Annotated in this window: 14 protein-coding genes; 7 read left to right on the top strand and 7 right to left on the bottom strand. The window is 57.0% G+C overall.

What is annotated here, in order from left to right:
* Positions 1-32 precede the first annotated feature (32 nt).
* Positions 33-353: a PTS fructose-like transporter subunit IIB gene (locus ABLU95_RS11855; protein WP_023289076.1), complete on the bottom strand. Its 321-nt coding sequence runs from the start codon at positions 351-353 to the stop codon at positions 33-35.
* 20 nt (positions 354-373) lie between these two features.
* Positions 374-1,450 (bottom strand): PTS fructose transporter subunit EIIC, encoded by a 1,077-nt coding sequence (locus ABLU95_RS11860; protein WP_241516035.1) that lies wholly within the window; start codon positions 1,448-1,450, stop codon positions 374-376.
* Between the two features lie 309 nt (positions 1,451-1,759).
* Here ABLU95_RS11860 and ptsP point away from each other — a divergent pair, with 309 nt between their 5' ends.
* The 5 genes from ptsP to ABLU95_RS11885 all read left to right on the top strand — a co-directional run bounded on the left by ptsP (position 1,760) and on the right by ABLU95_RS11885 (position 8,815).
* Positions 1,760-4,261: a phosphoenolpyruvate--protein phosphotransferase gene (ptsP, locus tag ABLU95_RS11865; protein ID WP_087849015.1), complete on the top strand. Its 2,502-nt coding sequence runs from the start codon at positions 1,760-1,762 to the stop codon at positions 4,259-4,261.
* Positions 4,262-4,535: 274 nt separating this feature from the next.
* Complete coding sequence (locus ABLU95_RS11870) at positions 4,536-6,272, top strand: FAD-dependent oxidoreductase (protein ID WP_087849014.1); 1,737 nt, start codon at positions 4,536-4,538, stop codon at positions 6,270-6,272.
* Positions 6,273-6,357: 85 nt separating this feature from the next.
* A complete protein-coding gene (locus ABLU95_RS11875; RefSeq protein WP_023289080.1) occupies positions 6,358-7,113 on the top strand; it encodes an SDR family oxidoreductase in 756 nt (251 codons plus the stop codon).
* 24 nt (positions 7,114-7,137) lie between these two features.
* Complete coding sequence (locus ABLU95_RS11880) at positions 7,138-8,001, top strand: IclR family transcriptional regulator (protein ID WP_137916177.1); 864 nt, start codon at positions 7,138-7,140, stop codon at positions 7,999-8,001.
* Positions 7,988-8,815 carry an IclR family transcriptional regulator C-terminal domain-containing protein gene (locus ABLU95_RS11885; protein WP_170927826.1) on the top strand — a complete coding sequence of 276 codons (828 nt, stop codon included), beginning with the start codon at positions 7,988-7,990 and terminating at the stop codon, positions 8,813-8,815. Before ABLU95_RS11880 ends, ABLU95_RS11885 begins: the two co-directional genes overlap by 14 nt.
* A gap of 21 nt (positions 8,816-8,836) precedes the next feature.
* Here ABLU95_RS11885 and ABLU95_RS11890 read toward each other — a convergent pair whose 3' ends face one another.
* Positions 8,837-9,970 carry a tartrate dehydrogenase gene (locus ABLU95_RS11890; protein ID WP_087849011.1) on the bottom strand — a complete coding sequence of 378 codons (1,134 nt, stop codon included), beginning with the start codon at positions 9,968-9,970 and terminating at the stop codon, positions 8,837-8,839.
* A gap of 82 nt (positions 9,971-10,052) precedes the next feature.
* On the opposite strand from ABLU95_RS11890, the gene ABLU95_RS11895 reads away from it, so the two are divergent.
* A complete protein-coding gene (locus ABLU95_RS11895; RefSeq protein ID WP_168380164.1) occupies positions 10,053-11,015 on the top strand; it encodes a LysR substrate-binding domain-containing protein in 963 nt (320 codons plus the stop codon).
* Here ABLU95_RS11895 and ABLU95_RS11900 read toward each other — a convergent pair.
* From ABLU95_RS11900 to puuD, 4 genes are all read right to left on the bottom strand, one after another.
* Positions 11,012-12,292 (bottom strand): FAD-binding oxidoreductase, encoded by a 1,281-nt coding sequence (locus tag ABLU95_RS11900; protein ID WP_023289085.1) that lies wholly within the window; start codon positions 12,290-12,292, stop codon positions 11,012-11,014. The genes ABLU95_RS11895 and ABLU95_RS11900 overlap by 4 nt on opposite strands.
* A 2-nt stretch (positions 12,293-12,294) precedes the next feature.
* Positions 12,295-13,782 carry an aldehyde dehydrogenase PuuC gene (puuC, locus tag ABLU95_RS11905; protein WP_218810205.1) on the bottom strand — a complete coding sequence of 496 codons (1,488 nt, stop codon included), beginning with the start codon at positions 13,780-13,782 and terminating at the stop codon, positions 12,295-12,297.
* 320 nt (positions 13,783-14,102) lie between these two features.
* Entirely contained in the window at positions 14,103-14,660 is a 558-nt protein-coding gene (gene puuR, locus ABLU95_RS11910; RefSeq protein ID WP_002898590.1) for an HTH-type transcriptional regulator PuuR, read from the bottom strand.
* A 25-nt stretch (positions 14,661-14,685) separates the two neighbouring features.
* A complete protein-coding gene (gene puuD / locus ABLU95_RS11915; protein WP_072199196.1) occupies positions 14,686-15,438 on the bottom strand; it encodes a gamma-glutamyl-gamma-aminobutyrate hydrolase in 753 nt (250 codons plus the stop codon).
* A gap of 225 nt (positions 15,439-15,663) precedes the next feature.
* Between puuD and ABLU95_RS11920 the strand changes: the two genes are divergently transcribed.
* A complete protein-coding gene (locus ABLU95_RS11920) occupies positions 15,664-17,085 on the top strand; it encodes a glutamine synthetase family protein (RefSeq protein ID WP_002898595.1) in 1,422 nt (473 codons plus the stop codon).
* The last annotated feature ends 338 nt before the right edge of the window (positions 17,086-17,423 follow it).

Here is a 17,423-nt window from a genome sequence, read left to right on the forward strand (position 1 = left end):
GCGAAGGGCGCGCGGGCGCCCCTTTTAAGGCTTCAGGCTCGTTGGGAAAGGTGGCTGTCTATCTTGTTCATGATGGCGTCGGCGCGTTTGACCGCATCGCTGATATTGACGCGTACGATAGTTTTCCCGGCAAAACGCTCTTCGAATTTGATACCGATATCTTTGGTCAGAATGACCATATCGGCGGCGGCGATCTCTTCCGCGGTCAGCTCGTTTTCAATGCCGATAGAACCCTGGGTTTCAACTTTGACCTGCCAGCCTTTGGCCTTAGCGGCGCTTTCTAACGATTCGGCGGCCATATAGGTGTGAGCCACACCCGACGGGCAGGCGGTGACAGCGATAATGTGGGTCATAATCTGTTCCTTCCAGTCTGTTAGTTAATTTCAAAATCAAGGTCTAATTCGTCGTCGGCTTTGGTGTCAGACGATTTCTTTTTAGCCAGCGCTTTCAGCACAATGACGCAGGCGGCGCTGACGCAGGCGCCGACCAGCAGCGCGGCGATAAAGCCGAGTTTGCCCTGGACCACCGGCAGCACGATGAGCCCGCCCCAGCCGGCGTAACACTGGACGCCCAACAGCGCCGCGGTGACGCAGCCGCTGGCCGCGCCAATCATATTGGCCGGAATAACGCGCAGCGGGTCGGCAGCGGCAAAGGGAATCGCCCCTTCGGTGACCCCGACGCAGCCCATCACCAGCGCCGCTTTGCCGGTTTCCCTCTCTTCGGCGGTGAAATATTTGCGGCCGATCAGCGTCGCCAGTCCCATCCCCAGCGGCGGTACGGCGATGCCGACGGCGGCGATAGCCACTACGCTGTAGACCCCCTGTGAAACGCAGATCAGCATGAAGGCGTAGGCCACTTTGTTCACCGGGCCGCCCATATCAAACGCCAGCATCAGGCCCATAATGATGGCCAGCACCACGATGCTGCCTTCGCGCATGCCCTGCAGCCAGTTGGTCAGGTTTGCCGTGAGCGCGCCTACCGGTTCGCCGAGCCCCCACATCATGATCCCGGCAGTAATAAAGGTGCCGATGATGGGAATAATGAATATCGGCATCACCGAGCGCAGCACCTTGTGGACCGGTATTTTTTTCAGGTAATAGACCACCAGACCGCCGATCATCCCAGCGATTAGCGCGCCAAAGAAGCCGGCGCCGAAGCTGTTACCTACCCAGGCGCCGATGGCGCAGGGGGCCAGCGCGGCGCGGTCGGCGATGGAGTAGCCAATGTAGGCGGCGAGAAAAGGGACCATCAGCGTCAGGCCGGCGACGCCAATATCAAACAGTTTCTTCAGGTTGGGATCGGTGGCGGCATCCGGAACCGCACCTTTGCCATACAACATGACGGACACCGCCAGCAGGATCCCGCCGGAGACCACGAAGGGGATCATATGTGACACGCCGGTCATCAGATGCTGGCGAGTATTTTTTAGTATTTGCACCAGTTCGTTCATTGCTTGCTCCTGAGCGCTGTAGGGCCCGTGACAGTATTGATGGCTCAACATTAGAAAAAGGGCGCCGCATAAAACAGTAGAGAAAAAGTGCATTTACTGGATATTTGTAAGGTTAGAAAAGAATTGCGATCAACCTCAAATCTTAGTGATGACAGGAGGAGTGAGTGCTAAAAGGGTGGAATTGTGATGGCGGGCATAAAAAAGTATCGTGTGTACAATAGTCCAGTAATTGCCAGTTTTGTCACCTAGTCCACTTGACCATCTTTCATTACCTTTTGGGGAATTAATGGATTACTCAGGAGGAAGGCGATGGCTTTGGTCATTGAATTTACATGTGATTTGCCCAACGGCGTGCATGCGCGTCCGGCCAGTCTGGTCGAAACGCTGTGTAACCGTTTTTCATCGGCAATTGAGTGGCGGAACCTGCGCTGCGATACCGGTGGCAATGCCAAAAGCGCGTTGGCGGTCATCGGCACGAACACCCTGAAGGGCGACACCTGCCAGCTGCTTATCAGCGGCGAAGATGAAGCCGAGGCTTACGCCGCGTTAACGGCCTTTCTGCGTGATGAATTTCCTCACTGCGACACGCCGCTGCCTACGGCACAAGCGCTGGACGTCCAGCCGGTGCCGGAGTCACTCTCACGCCTGAACCCGACGCTGTTCCATGCCAGTCCGGTCTGCGCCGGCAGCGCGGGGGGCAGGCTCATCCATCTAAAATCCCGCGATTTGCACGAGCTTGGCGCACTGCCCGTCGCCAGCAGTCCTGAACAGGAGCAGGCGGCACTGGATAACGGCCTGCGCCTGCTGGTGAAAGATATCGAACTGCGGCTGCTGGACAATGACGGTACCGCCAGCGCGATACTGGAAGCTCACCGTTCGCTGGCGACGGATGCCTCGCTGCGCCAGCATCTGCTCGGCGGGATCCTCACCGGTCTCAGCTGCGCCCAGGCGATCGTCGCCACCAGCGACCACTTCTGCGCCCAGTTCCGCGATTCCGGCAGCAGCTATCTGCAGGAGCGAGTGCTGGATGTGCGCGATGTCTGCTTCCAGCTGTTGCAGCATATCTACGGCGAAGCCCGTTTCCCGGCGCCGGGTCAACTGCGGGAAGCCGCCATTTGCCTTGCCGACGAACTCACCCCCAGTCAGTTCCTCGAACTGGATAAAACGCATCTCAAAGGGCTGCTGCTGCGCAGCGGCGGCACTACGTCGCACACCGTGATCCTTGCCCGCTCATTCAATATCCCGACCCTGGTGGGGGTTGACCTCGACGCACTGTTGCCGTGGGAGGATACCCAGGTGCAGATCGACGGCAACGCGGGGCTACTGGTGGTCGACCTGAGTCCGGCGGTGGCGCGCTACTATCAGCAGGAGTCGTGGGTTCAGGCGCAGATCCAGCAACAGCAGCAGGTATGGCTGGATAAGGCGGGGCAGACGGAAGACGGTATCCGCGTCGAGATCGCGGCGAACATCGCCCATTCGGTAGAGGCGGTGGCGGCCTTCAACAACGGCGCGCAGTCGGTTGGCCTGTTCCGCACGGAGATGCTCTATATGGACCGGCCCGGCGCGCCATCGGAAGACGAACTCTACAACATTTTCTGCCAGGCGCTGGAGCCTGCCGCCGGGCGCAGCATTATCGTGCGGACTATGGATATCGGCGGTGATAAGCCGGTGGCCTACCTCAACATTCCGGCGGAAAATAACCCCTTCCTCGGCTACCGCGCGGTGCGCATCTATGAAGAGTACCAGGCGCTGTTTCATACTCAGCTGCGGGCGATTCTACGCGCTTCGGCGCACGGCTCGCTGAAGATCATGATCCCGATGATTTCCTCAATGGAAGAGATCCTGTGGGTGAAAGAGCGGTTGGCGGAGGCCAAACAGTCGCTGCGCGTCGAACAGATCCCGTTTGATGAAAAAATCCCGCTGGGCATCATGCTGGAGGTGCCGTCGGTGATGTTCATCATCGATCAGTGCTGCGAAGAGGTGGACTTCTTTAGCATCGGCAGCAATGACTTAACGCAGTATTTGCTGGCGGTCGACCGGGATAACGCGAAAGTGACGCGCCATTACAACAGTCTCAACCCGGCCTTCCTGCGTGCGCTGGACTATGCCGTGCAGGCGGCGCACCGGCAGGGGAAATGGATTGGCCTGTGCGGCGAGCTGGGGGCCAAAGGTTCGGTGCTGCCGCTGCTGGTCGGCCTCGGCCTGGATGAACTGAGCATGAGCGCGCCGACGATCCCGGCGACCAAAGCGCGTCTGGCGCAGCTGGACAGCCGCGCCTGCCGTCAGCTGCTGAATCAGGCGATGCAGTGCCGTACCTCGCTGGAAGTGGAGCATCTGTTGGCCCAGTTCCGCATGCGCCAGCAGGATGTACCGTTGATTAGCCGCCAGTGCATCACCCTCAACAGTGACTGGCGCAGCAAGGAGGAGGTGCTGAAGGGGATGACGGATAACCTGCTGCTGGCCGGGCGCTGCCGCTATCCACGCAAGCTGGAGGCCGATCTCTGGGCCCGCGAGGCGGTGTTCTCCACCGGGCTGGGCTTCAGTTTTGCCATTCCGCACAGTAAATCCGAGCATATTGAGCAGTCGACCATTAGCGTCGCCCGCCTGGCGCAGCCGGTGAAGTGGGGTGATGAAGAAGCGCAGTTTGTGATTATGCTGACGCTAAACAAGCATTCGGCGGGCGACCAGCATATGCGCATCTTCTCGCGTCTGGCGCGGCGCATTATGCACGCCGAGTTCCGCCAGGCGCTGGTATCCGCAGAGAGCAGCGAGGCTATCGCAACGTTGCTCCAGCGTGAGCTTGAGATTTAAACTACTGAACTTTAGGGTTTTTTATCGTTTTTTTGCACTGCCCATTTTATTTGCAATGAATTTTGCTGTGATTTCATTCCCCGTCACTCCTCTCTCACTTACCTCAGACCACACCGAAAGGTGTGGTTTTTTTATACATTTTTGTAACATCGATCGCAAATTTATAATTACACAATAACAAATTGTTTGATCATTATGTAATTCAGCGTTAGTTTGCCTGCGAAGAAAATCCATATTGACCGTCCGGGGTGGGCGAGAAACAAAGGGGGATTCGATGACTAAAGAGCAAGAGTTTCACTGCGACGTACTGGTGGTCGGTAGCGGTGCGGCAGGTATGTCAGCGGCAGTAAGTGCGGCACATCAGGGGCTGAATGTACTGATTGTGGAAAAAGCAGCGCGTTTCGGTGGCACTGCTGCCCGATCTGGTGGGTGGGTATGGATCCCGGGCAGCGATCAGGCTAAAGCCTGGGGCCATCTTGATTCAATTGAGTCGGTGAAGCGTTACTTAAAGCATGAAGGGGGGGCCAGCTATAACGAAGAACGAGTGGATGCATTTTTGCGTCATGGCCCGCAAGCCGCCGCCTTCTTTAGCCAGGATACCGCAGTCAAATTTGAAATGCCTCTCACTTTCCCTGATTACCATGCTGAAGCTCCCGGGGCAGCGCAGGGAGGACGCTCCATGGTGGCGAAGCCGTTCGATGCTCGTCAGTTGGGGAAACATTTGGCCCAATTGGAACCTCCGCTACCTGAATTGACAGTGTTTGGCATGATGATTGGGTCGGGCAACGATATTCGCCATTTTATGAAAGCGACGCGTTCGCTGGAGTCCGCCATCTACGCCACGAAGCGTTTAACTAAACATTTTTGGCAAACGTTGACCTGTGGACGAGGCATGACCTTAACCAACGGTAATGCTCTGATGGGCAGATTAGCTAAATCGGTCTTTGATAAGAATGTGCCGCTCTGGCTGAATTCACCCGTCAGGGAGTTGATCCTTAAAGAGGGGGCGGTCATTGGCGCACAGGTAGAAAAAGAAGGATCGTTATATACGGTCTACGCATCGCGCGGTGTGGTGCTGGCCGCCGGCGGTTTTTCTCATGATATTAAGAGACGAAGCGAACACTATCCCCATACGCCAACCGGGAAGGAACACTGGAGCCCGACAGCCGAAACCAATACCGGCGACAGCCTGAATATGTTTGAAAATATCGGTGGGAGAGTCGATAGCCATTTGCCAAACGCCGCCGCATGGGCACCGATATCGTTAACCCGACGACCGGACGGCGGTCAGGGAGTGATGCCACACTTTATTGATCGGGCAAAGCCAGGCGTTATCGCGGTGACTCGTCAGGGACGCCGTTTCACTAACGAAGCCAACTCCTATCATGATTTCGTGCAGGCAATGATCAACGTTAGGGATGCTAAAAGTGAAGTTTGTGCCTGGTTAGTTTGCGATCGCCGAACTCTCAGACGCTACGGGCTGGGATGTGTCGCGCCATTTCCGCTACCGTTGAAACGCCATTTGACCTCCGGCTATCTCCTTGAAGGGCGCACGCTGGAAGCATTGGCGGAAAAAGCGGGCATTGAGGTGGCACAGTTTAAGGCGACGGTGGAGGAATATAACCGTTATGCCGCCTACGGTCAGGATCCGATCTTTGGTAAAGGTTCAAAAGCCTATAACCGTTATCAGGGCGATGCTTTGCATAATCCTAATCCTTGCATCAATACCATTGAGCGCGGGCCTTTTTATGCGGTGAAGGTTTTACCTGGTGATATCGGGACCTACAACGGTATCCCGGTTGATGCGGATAACCGTGTTCTGGATCAGCAGAAGAAGCCCATCCGCGGCCTGTTCGCCATTGGTAACGATGCCACTAGCATCATGGGCGGTAATTACCCGGGGGCAGGTATTACCCTGGGACCGGCATTAACTTTCGGATATGCCGTGGGTCAGTATTTGGCTCACTGCAGCACCCCTTCAGTCTCCGAGACGATAAAAAAAGCATCCTGATGCTTTAGCGATTTTTCTTGCCTCCGGATGCGCTCTTTCACGCATCCGGAAGGATGGGTTATTACTCTTGTTGAAGAACACGATTATGCAAATTGCACCATTATTTGATTTAAGCGGTAAGAAAATACTCATCACCGGGGCGGCAAAAGGTAATGGCGCCGCCTTAGCGCGCGGGATGTCGGATGCTGGGGCAGAAGTCATATTGGTCGATGTCGATGACAAAGGCGTGCAGCGTTTAGCAGATACGTTTAGAGCAGAAGGGCGATTAGCCAGTGCGTACCGGCTTGACGTTAGCCAGATCGAAGGATGTCTGCAGCTTGCTGAGGAGGTAGGGGATATCGATGTATTAATCAATAATGCAGGACTGTTGAAGCGGATCCCCTTTGCATCGGCATCTGTTTACGAGGCCTTTGCCGTCACGCTCGCCGTGAATGTTCATGGTCCTTTTAATATGACCCGTGCATTTTTACCTGCCTTAAAAAGACGGCGTGGAAATATTATTAATATTGCTTCTATCCAGTCCTTTGTCGCCGCACCAACCTCACCCACCTATGCCATCTCTAAAGGCGCGCTGGCGCAGTTAACCCGGACGCTTGCTGCGGAACTGGCGACGGATAATATACGTGTAAACGCCATTGCTCCGGGAATGATCGCGACAGAAATGTCGGCAAGTACAAGGGATAATGAAGAGGTTATGCAGCGTTTTTTGCAGCACGTGCCGATGAAGCGTGCCGCGCAACCTGATGAACTTATTGGCCCTGCGACTTTTCTCGCTTCGTCTGCTGCCAGCTATGTGACCGGTGTGATATTGCCTGTAGACGGAGGATATCTGGTGAGCTGATGGATTACCGTTGCGTTGAGGCTGGTGAGTGAAGCATCCCAAAACATATTGTTAGCACCTGATGCCCAAGATAAAGTACCGCTTCATAACAACCTGACAGCAGCGGTAAGTGCTATGAAATCAGAATCGCGTGGGATCCAGAGCGTGGAAATCGCCGGGCAAATTTTACGATTACTGGTGGACCATTCCCGTCCCTTAACGCTCAGCGAAATAGCTGAGCGGGCAGGGACAACTTCTGCGCAAATTCATAACTATCTGGTAAGCATGACGCGCGTGGGTCTGCTTAAGCGTGACCCACAAAGTCAGAAGTTTGAACCAGGGGCACTAGCCCTCCGTTTAGGCGTCGCAGCCCTACATAGCCAGTCGGTAGTGGAAGAGGCTATTGCTCATATTGCAGCGTTGGGACAGCGTTTAAACGTCAATATGTTTCTTTCCGTGTGGGGACGTTTTGGCCCGCTGGTCATTGACTATCGTGAGCATGGTGCAGTGATGAATATTGGTTTTCGCCTGGGAAGCGTACTTTCTCTGACCCAGACAGCGACAGGAAAACTTTTCGCCGCTTATCACGATCGCGAACAGTGTACCGAGGTAATTAACCAGCAGATGTTTACGCGCGATAAGCTGGATGATTATCTCTCCCCGGCTTTTCAGCAACAATTGGCCGCCATCAGGAGAGACAAAATATCGATTGCACAGTCTTACCCGTTGGCATCAATTACCAGCCTTGCTGTCCCGGTGTTTGCGGCTGACAACTCGCTTACCCTGACGATCAGCGCGTTTGCGGCCGCTCATGATTTGATAGGTGAGCGCTTAACGATGGTGAGCAATGCTCTTCAAGCGCTCGCCGCCTCCCTTTCATGCAATGAGATCGCTTATGAATCACGTTGATAATGATAAGAACTCGCGTGGAGTGCAGTCGGTTGAAACAGCCGCCTTGATGTTAGAGTTCCTCACAGGCCAACAGGGTGGTGTGCCGCTAAAAAAGATTGCCCAGGCTGTCGGTATGAGTCCGGCACGGGCTTTCCCGTATCTTATAAGCCTGGTACGTAGTGGACTGGTGACAAAGGATGATGCACGAGGGCTTTATCTGCCCGGCGAACTGTCACAGCAGTTAGGAATGCTGGCTCTGCATTTACACCGCCCTTACGATACCGCTGAACATACGTTGAAGATCTTAAACCTGGAATCCGGACATAGTGCTGCCCTGAGCGTTTGGGGGAACATGGGACCAACGGTCGTGCGCGTTGAAGAGAGTCGTTATAGCGTATATCCGGAAATTCGAATCGGGTCGGTGATGTCGCTGGAGCAGACCTCCATTGGTCAGGTATTTTCCGCCTGGATGCCGGAGGAGATCGTTCGCGAGGCGTGGGAGGCGGAGTATTGGCGACGTGAGCACCGTGCGGCGCCGAAAACGGCTATGGCGGCATTCTTTGCGAAGTTAGAGGCTGTTCGTCAGGCCGGGTGCGACTTCAAGCAAAATGTTCCTGCGCCAGGATTGAGTTCCGTGAGCGCGCCGGTTTTTGATCTCAGTGGTTCAATAGCTTACGCGTTGACCTTGTTTGATGAAAGTGGGGTCATTGATGTGAGCCCCGGCGGTGCAGCCCAACAAGTGTTGCGCCATCATGCATACTGCCTGTCGGCAGCGCTGGGGCTACGGATTGATTATCCCACTGGTGATTTAGCGGTTACCTCAACGCGTTGAGTGTCTCTAGTGTGCCTCGCATCAATGGTCGCTACTCGGGCTGGTTTTCCTGGCCGTCATTGGAACGACCTCACTCAGCACAGCCAGGCAAACCGCGTCGCCTACCTGTTGGGTGGAGGCAGAGCCCTGCATATCCGGCGTCTTCGGCCCGCTGGCGATCGTCTGCTCAATTGCCGCCAGGATGCCGTTGTGCGCGGCGTGATAGCGCGCATCGCCGTTCCCGAGAAAATCAAGCATCATCGCCCCGGCCCATATGGTGGCGATCGGATTGGCGATATTTTTACCGTAGATATCCGGCGCTGAACCGTGGACCGGCTCGAACAGCGACGGGAAGGTGCGCTCCGGGTTGAGATTGGCCGATGGCGCAATACCAATGGTACCGGTGCAGGCCGGGCCAAGATCGGAGAGAATATCACCGAACAGATTGGAGCCGACGACCACGTCAAACCGCTCCGGCTGCAGCACGAAGCGGGCGCAGAGAATATCGATATGCTGCTTGTCCCAGCGGATCTCGGGATAGTTTTTGGCCATCTCCTCCACCCGCTCATCCCAGTAGGGCATGCTGATGGCCAGCCCGTTGGATTTTGTCGCCGAGGTCAGCGTTTTGCGCGGGCGGCTTTGCGCCAGCTCGAAGGCGTAGCGCAGGATACGGTCAACGCCCCGGCGGGTAAAGATCGACTCCTGAATCACCACTTCATGCTCGGTGCCTTCATTGGCGCGCCCGCCCAGAGCGGAATATTCGCCTTCGGTGTTCTCGCGCACCACGTAGAAATCGATATCGCCAGCCTTTTTCCCCGCCAGCGGGCAGGGGACGCCGGGGAACAGGCGCACCGGGCGCAGGTTGACGTACTGATCGAACTCGCGGCGGAACTTCAGCAGCGACCCCCACAGCGAGATATGATCCGGGACGGTATCCGGCCAGCCGACGGCGCCAAAGTAGATGGCGTCGAACCCCTGTAACTGCTCGCGCCAGTCGTCCGGCATCATCTTACCGTGATGAGCATAATATTCGCAGCTTGCCCACTCCATCTGCTCGAAGCTCAGCGCCAGATCCCACCGCTGCGCGGCGGCTTTCAGTACGCGGATCCCTTCAGGCAGAACTTCTTTGCCAATTCCGTCACCCGGGATGGCGGCAATACGACAGGTTTTTTTCATTCCGGTTCTCACTTTTTAGCGATGATGTTTGACCACCTGCTTATCCTATAATTGACTGATTCATAATTAATCACGCTAACTGGTGAAACATAAAACACAGATCATGAATAATCTGCCGCTGCTGAATGATTTACGCGTCTTTATGCTGGTCGCCCGCCGGGCCGGGTTTGCCGCCGCCGCTGAGGAGCTGGGCGTATCACCGGCTTTCGTCAGCAAGCGGGTTTCGCTGCTGGAGCAAACCCTGAATGTGCTGTTGCTGCACCGGACCACCCGCCGGGTCACCATTACCGAAGAGGGAGAGCGGATCTACGAGTGGGCGCAGCGCATTCTGCAGGATGTCGATGAGATGATGGACGAGCTCTCCGATGTGCGTCAGGTGCCGCAGGGAACGCTGCGGATTATCAGCAGCTTCGGCTTTGGCCGCCGGGTGGTGGCCCCCGCGCTGTCGGCGCTGGCGCTTCAGTACCCGCAGCTGGAGCTGCGTTTTGATGTTCAGGACCGGCTGGTGGATTTAGTCAATGAAGGGGTGGATCTCGATATTCGCCTCGGCGACGATATCGCGCCGAATCTGATTGCCCGCCAGCTGGCGCGCAATCACCGCGTGCTCTGCGCGTCGCCGCAGTTCCTCGCCCGCCATGCGCCGCCGAAACAGCTGAGCGATCTGGCGGCTCTGCCGTGCCTGGTGATTAAAGAGCGGGATCATCCGTTCGGCGTCTGGCAGCTGCATAGCAAAGAGGGCCAGCACGCCATCAAAGTGACCGGGCCGCTGTCGTCCAACCATGGCGAAATTGTTCATCAGTGGTGTCTGGATGGGCAGGGGATTGCGCTCCGTTCGTGGTGGGACGTCAGGGAGAATATCGCCAGCGGACATCTGGTGCAGGTGCTGCCGGACTACTGGCAACCGGCCAACGTCTGGGCGGTTTACGTCTCCCGCCTGGCGACGTCGGCTAAAATTCGCACCACCGTGGAGTTTCTGCGCCACTACTTCCAGCAACACTATCCGCAGCATGAGCCGACGGCCAGGGCCGTCGGCAAAGGCGATTAAACCCCAAGGCGGTCGCGCAGGCTGTAGTAGGCGGCGCCCATCGCGGTAAAGGGGATACGCAGGCTGCGGCCGCCCGGGAACGGGTAGTGCGGCAGTTTGGCAAAGGCGTCGAAACGCTCGGCGTCGCCGCGCAGCAGTTCCGAAATCAATCGTCCGGCGAGGTGGGTACAGGTGACCCCATGCCCGCTGTAGCCCTGCATGTAGTAGATGTTGCTATCCAGGCGACCAAACTGCGGCATCCGCGACAAGGTCAGCAGGAAGTTGCCCGTCCAGCGGTAGTCAATCTTCACCCCCTGCAGCTGTGGGAAGGTTTTCAGCAGCTTTGGCATAATCAGCCGCTCCACATCGTCCGGGTCGCGGGCGCCGTAGACCACGCCGCCGCCGTACAGCAGGCGGTTATCGCCGGTCAGACGGTAGTAGTCCAGCAGGTAGTTACAGTCTTCCACACAGTAGTTTTTCGGGATCAGCGAGCGGGCGACCTCCTCCGACAGCGGCGCGGTGGTGACCACCTGGGTGCCGCACGGCATGCTGCGCTTTGCCAGCTCCGGCTCCAGTTTGTCACCGAGATAGGCGTTGCCGGCGACAATCACATAGCGGGCAGTGACCTGGCCGCGGGCGGTGCTGACCACTGCCGGGCTGGTGTGCTGAATGCGGGTGACCGGCGACTGCTCATACACCCGGCCGCCGTTCAGGCGAATAGCGTCCGCTTCGCCGATGGCGAGGTTGAGCGGGTGAATATGGCCGCCGCTGTGGTCGAGCAGGGCGCCGACGTAGCGGTCGCTATCCACTTCGCGACGAATCGCCTCTCTGTCCAGCAGCTCCAGCTGCGTGTTGCCGTAGCGCTCCCAGTTGGCTTTCTGTTCTTCCAGCGTCTCCAGCTGTTTATGGTTCATCGCCACGAACAGGCCGCCCGGTCGGTAATCGCACTGGATCTGATAGCGCTGGATGCGTTCGCGGATAATATCGCCGCCTTCGAACATCATGCTGCCGAGCATTTTTGCTGCATCCGGGCCGTAGTTTTTTTCAATCACGTCGATATCGCGGCTGTAGGAGTTAACCAACTGACCGCCGTTGCGGCCGCTGGCGCCGAAGCCGATGCGCGCCCCTTCCAGCACCACCACGTCGTAGCCCATTTCGGCAAGATGCAGGGCAGATGAGAGGCCGGTGTAGCCGCCGCCGACGACGCAGACGTCGCAGCTTATCGATTCGTCCAGCGTCGGAAAGGGTTCATATTTGTTGGCGCTGGCGGCGTAATAGCTGGTGGTATGTTCGGTCATGATTAAGACTCCAGGGCAATCCAGATGGTTTTCAGTTCGGTGAATTTTTCCAAAGCGTGCAGCGACTTATCGCGCCCGTTGCCGCTCTGTTTGTAACCGCCGAAGGGGACGGTCATATCACCATCGTTATAGTTGTTGACGAAGACCGAACCGGCCTTCAGGCGGCGGCTCATGCGGTGGGCGCGTGAGAGATCGCGAGTCCATACCGCGGCGCCGAGGCCGTAGTCGCTGTCGTTGGCAAGCCGCAGCGCCTCGTCTTCGCTTTTGAATCGCGTCACCACCAGCACCGGGCCGAAGATCTCTTCCCGGCTGAGGGTGGAAGCCGGGTCGACGTCAATGAAAATGGTCGGGCCGACGGCGGCAGGCCATGGATTTTTCCGCCCGTCGAGGAACAGCGTGCTTTTACTTTCGCCGCCGCGAATAAAACTGTGCACGCTGTCGGCATGGGTGTTGTCAATCAGCATGCCCATGGTGGTGTTTGGGTCGAGTGGGTTGCCCGGCTGCCAGTGTTGCGCTTCGGTTTTCAGTCGCGCCAGGAACTCGTCGGCGATGCTCTCCTCCAGCAGCAGGCGGGTGCCGGCGATGCACACCTGGCCCTGGTTGTAGAAGATGCCGCCGGCGGTGGCGCTGACCGCTTTTTGCAGATCCGGGCAGTCGGCGAAGACGATGTTGGCGCTCTTGCCGCCCGCTTCCAGCCACACGCGCTTCATATTGCTGTCGCCGGCGTCTTTCAGCAGCTGCTTGCCGGTGCGGGTGGAGCCGGTAAAAGTAATGACCTCCACGTCAGGATGCAGGGCGAGCGCCTGTCCGGCCTCGTGACCAAAGCCGCTGACCACGTTCAGCACGCCGTCCGGCAGGCCAGCCTCTTTCGCCAGCCCGGCGAGGCGCAGGGCGGTGAGCGGCGATTTTTCCGACGGCTTAAGGATCACGCTGTTGCCTGCCGCCAGCGCCGGACCGAGCTTCCAGCAGGCCAGCAGCAGCGGGAAGTTCCATGGCACCACCGCGGCGATGACGCCAATCGGTTCGCGGACGATCATCGCCAGCTCGTTGCTGCCGGTGGGGGCCACTTCGCCATAGACTTTATCCAGCGCTTCGGCATACCAGCGGATGGCGCGGGCGGCGCCGGGAATATCGTCGCGCAGGCTGTGGCGAATCGGTTTGCCGGTATCCAGCGTTTCCAGCAGCGCCAGCTCTTCGCGGTGGGCCTCTATCAGGTCGGCGAAGCGTGTGAGAACCGCTTTACGCTGCGCGGGGGCGGCCTGTGACCAGTCGCCGTTATCAAAGACCCGGCGCGCGGCCTTCACCGCCAGCTCGACGTCGGCTTTTTTGCCGCGGGCGACATGGGCTAACGTTTGCTGCGCGGCAGGGTCAATGGTTTCAAAGGTGGTATTATCGACCGCGGCGCAATATTCGCCGTTAATAAATAATCGTGTTTCAATGGCCAGGCTTTTCGCTTTTTCCTGCCAGTAAGCCAGGTGCTGAAAATTCATCATGACTCCTTAAAAACATTATCGGCAAATTAATCATTTCGGCGTTTTCAGGCTGCACGGGGGCGCTGCGCCAGGCGCAGGGCATCGTGAATCCCCGGAGTTGAATACCGTTTTATTGCCCTAAATTTCGGCAGGTTGTCTGCATGCCGAATAATTCAGGGACGAGTCGCCATTCACGGCGTTAATTATTTCAGGGCCAGCAGGAAATAGGATTCCCTTCCGGCACAAACGTTATGACGGCGAGTTTTTCGCGGCGACGAAAATAAAATTTCCGCCGTCGCAGGTCTGAAGAAAGCCTGAACCTCGTTCAGGCTAACTATTCAGAATGTGGTGGGGGTGTGGGCACTGATGATGCGGCAGATGCCTGCCGAGGTGTTGCTGAAGCTGTGCGGGATGCCGGTGTTAATGGCATAGCTCTGTCCAGCCACCAGGTGGTACGACTGACCGTTAATGGTCAGCACGATCTCCCCCTCCAGTATGGTGCCTATCTCCTCACCCTGATGCTTAATCCTCTCCCCGGTCGTGGTTCCAGGCTGGTAAGTTTCAAAAATCATCGCCAGCGTACGGTTCGGATTTCCGTTATGAACCAGCTTCATGGAAACGCCCTGACTGCCCATTTCGATAAGGTCATCCTGATTAATGACCACCTGGGGTTCGTCCGGCTTTTCGGGTTCAGAAAAGAATTCCGAGAGCGACAGCCCATAGACTTTCAGCAGCTTTTGCAGCGTACTGATGGCGGGACTGACTTTGTCCTGCTCTATGGTGCTGATGGCACTATGTGTTAACCCAGACAGTTCGGCGGCACGACGCTGCGAGAGACCCAGCTGTTGGCGGATCTCTGACAGACGTTTCCCTGGCGCCAGTCCGTCATCGCTCATATTTGCATTTCCTTAACGGTAGTGGTCAGCGCCGCCGCTTTTCAGCATGATGGCCCTGACAGGCGGTGATAAAACCATCAAACAACATACGCGACAGGGCGTATTCGCTACTGTTCCATTCAGGATGCCACTGTACGCCCAGCGCGAAAGGGTGATCGTTCACGCTGACCGCTTCCACCAGTCCATCCGGCGCTCGCGCCTCCACGCGCAGCTGCGGACTCAGGGTTTTTGCCCCTTGTCCGTGTAGCGAGTTTACCCAAAACGTGTTGCAGCCCGGTATCAATTGCGACAGCAATCCTCCTTCCTGAACCTCAACCTGATGGGACGGGGCATACTGCTGCTCGACGGGCAGTTCAGGATCTTCGCGATGCTCCAGCAGCTCAGGCTGCTCGAACAGACGACGATACAGAGTCCCACCGGTGGCGACAACCAGTTCCTGCAGTCCACGACAGATGGCGAAAATGGGGATGCGCCTTTCGAGTGCGGCGTTAATCAGCGCCATGCTCAGAAGATCACGCCCGGGGTCGGCGTCAGGCTCATCGCCGTTTTCACCATAAAGGTGCGGCTGCACGTTACTGGGGCTGCCTGGCAGGTATATCCCGTCCAGTTTATCGACTAACGCGTTCAGCAGCTCCGGCTCCGCCAGCGCATGTGGCAGGGCGATCGGCAGTCCGCCGGCGTTAACAATTGCATTCAGGTACTTTTCTTGCAAGGTCTGGGTCTGGTGACCCTTAAGCCTGTTTCTACACATCACGACGCCAATAACTGGCTTGTACATTATATTTTCCATGATCGCCCTCACAAAGTGGACTAAATTATGACCGCTATAGCGGGTTTAACGGCCATATCGTTCAATATTTTCTCAATCTAGCAGTGGAAATAGCCCTTTGCAAACTTAATTTAACATTTGACAAACAATTTATTTGCATACACAGTCGATGGGGTGGACATTATATTTAACGGTCTGAGTACAGGACCGAAACCAAACCAACGGCGGTGAATCATGGAAACCAATATCGTAGAAGTTGAGAATTTTGTTCAGCAAACGGAAGAGAGACGGGTTAGCGCGTTCGCGAAAGAAGTGAAGCGCTACCTCGAAACCTACCCTGATACCCAATATGTCGATGTCCTCCTCACTGATCTGAACGGCTGCTTCCGCGGCAAGCGCATCCCCGTTGCCGGCCTGAGCAAGCTGGAGAAAGGCTGTTATTTTCCGGCCTCGGTGTTTGCGATGGATATTCTCGGCAACGTCGTGGAAGAGGCCGGTCTGGGCCAGGAGATGGGCGAGCCGGATCGCAGCTGCATCCCGGTGCCCGGCACCTTAACGCCTTCAGCGGCCGATCCGCAGTCGATAGCCCAGGTACAGCTGACTATGGTTGATGAAGATGGCGCTCCCTTTGACGTTGAGCCGCGGAACGTACTCAACCGCCTCTGGCAGCAGCTGCGCCAGCGCGGGCTGTTCCCCGTGGTAGCGGTAGAGCTGGAGTTCTATTTACTGGACCGCAAACGCGATGCCGAAGGCTACCTGCAGCCGCCGTGCGCGCCGGGCACCGACGATCGCAACACCCAAAGCCAGGTCTACTCGGTCGATAACCTGAACCACTTTGCCGACGTGCTCAACGACATCGACGAGCTGGCGAAACTGCAGCTGATCCCCGCCGACGGCGCGGTGGCCGAAGCCTCGCCGGGCCAGTTTGAAATCAATCTCCACCATACCGATAACGTGCTGGACGCCTGCGATGATGCGCTGGCGTTAAAACGTCTCGTGCGTTTAATGGCGGAGAAGCATAAGATGCACGCCACTTTTATGGCCAAGCCTTATGAAGAGCATGCGGGCAGCGGGATGCATATCCACATCAGCATGCTGAACAATAAAGGGGAAAACGTGCTGGTGGACGGCGACGGGGAAGACTCCGCGCTGCTCAAACGCGCGCTGGCCGGGATGATCGATCTGATGCCGGCCTCGATGGCGCTGCTGGCGCCGAACGTGAACTCGTATCGCCGCTTCCAGCCGGGGATGTATGTCCCGACGCAGGCTTCCTGGGGCCATAACAACCGTACCGTGGCGCTGCGGATCCCGTGCGGCGAGCGGCAGAACCACCGCGTGGAGTATCGCGTGGCGGGAGCGGACGCCAACCCGTATCTGGTGATGGCGGCGATTTTCGCCGGTATCCTGCACGGGCTGGATAACCCTCAGCTGCCTTTGCAGGAAGAAGTGGAAGGTAACGGCCTGGAACAAGAAGGGCTGCCGTTCCCGATCCGTCAGAGCGACGCGCTGTGGGAGTTTATGCAGAACGATCACCTGCGTGAGCGTCTCGGCGAGCGTTTCTGCCACGTTTTCCATGCCTGCAAGCATGATGAATTATTGCAGTTTGAGCGTCTTATCACAGAAACTGAAATTGAGTGGATGTTGAAAAACGCCTGATGGTCGCCCCGCGAGGGGCGCATGAGTTGAGTCATGAGTAGCATCATACGGCCTGAGCGGAGCCTGGTCGTCCTTTTTGCTGGGAGCCCAGCCATTTCCCGGATGTCGCGTTAAGGAGCGCAGGCGGCAACGGGGCTTCAGTTAACGACACAGTGTGTGACGAGGAAATGAGATGATGCAGATGTTCAAATATCCGCAGGGAGAGGGAGGCCGCTCAGGCCGCATTGGATGCCAGCCAGCAACCGCTCACCGGTCCGTCTTACCCTTTTATTTATGCCTTACCCCCTTGCTAAGCAGGTTTGTCACGCGAACGTTGTGCCCGCAAACTGTTATCCGCA

It is taken from the genome of Klebsiella sp. GG_Kp146, assembly GCF_040061975.1.
Taxonomy (GTDB): Bacteria; Pseudomonadota; Gammaproteobacteria; order Enterobacterales; family Enterobacteriaceae; genus Klebsiella; species Klebsiella quasipneumoniae.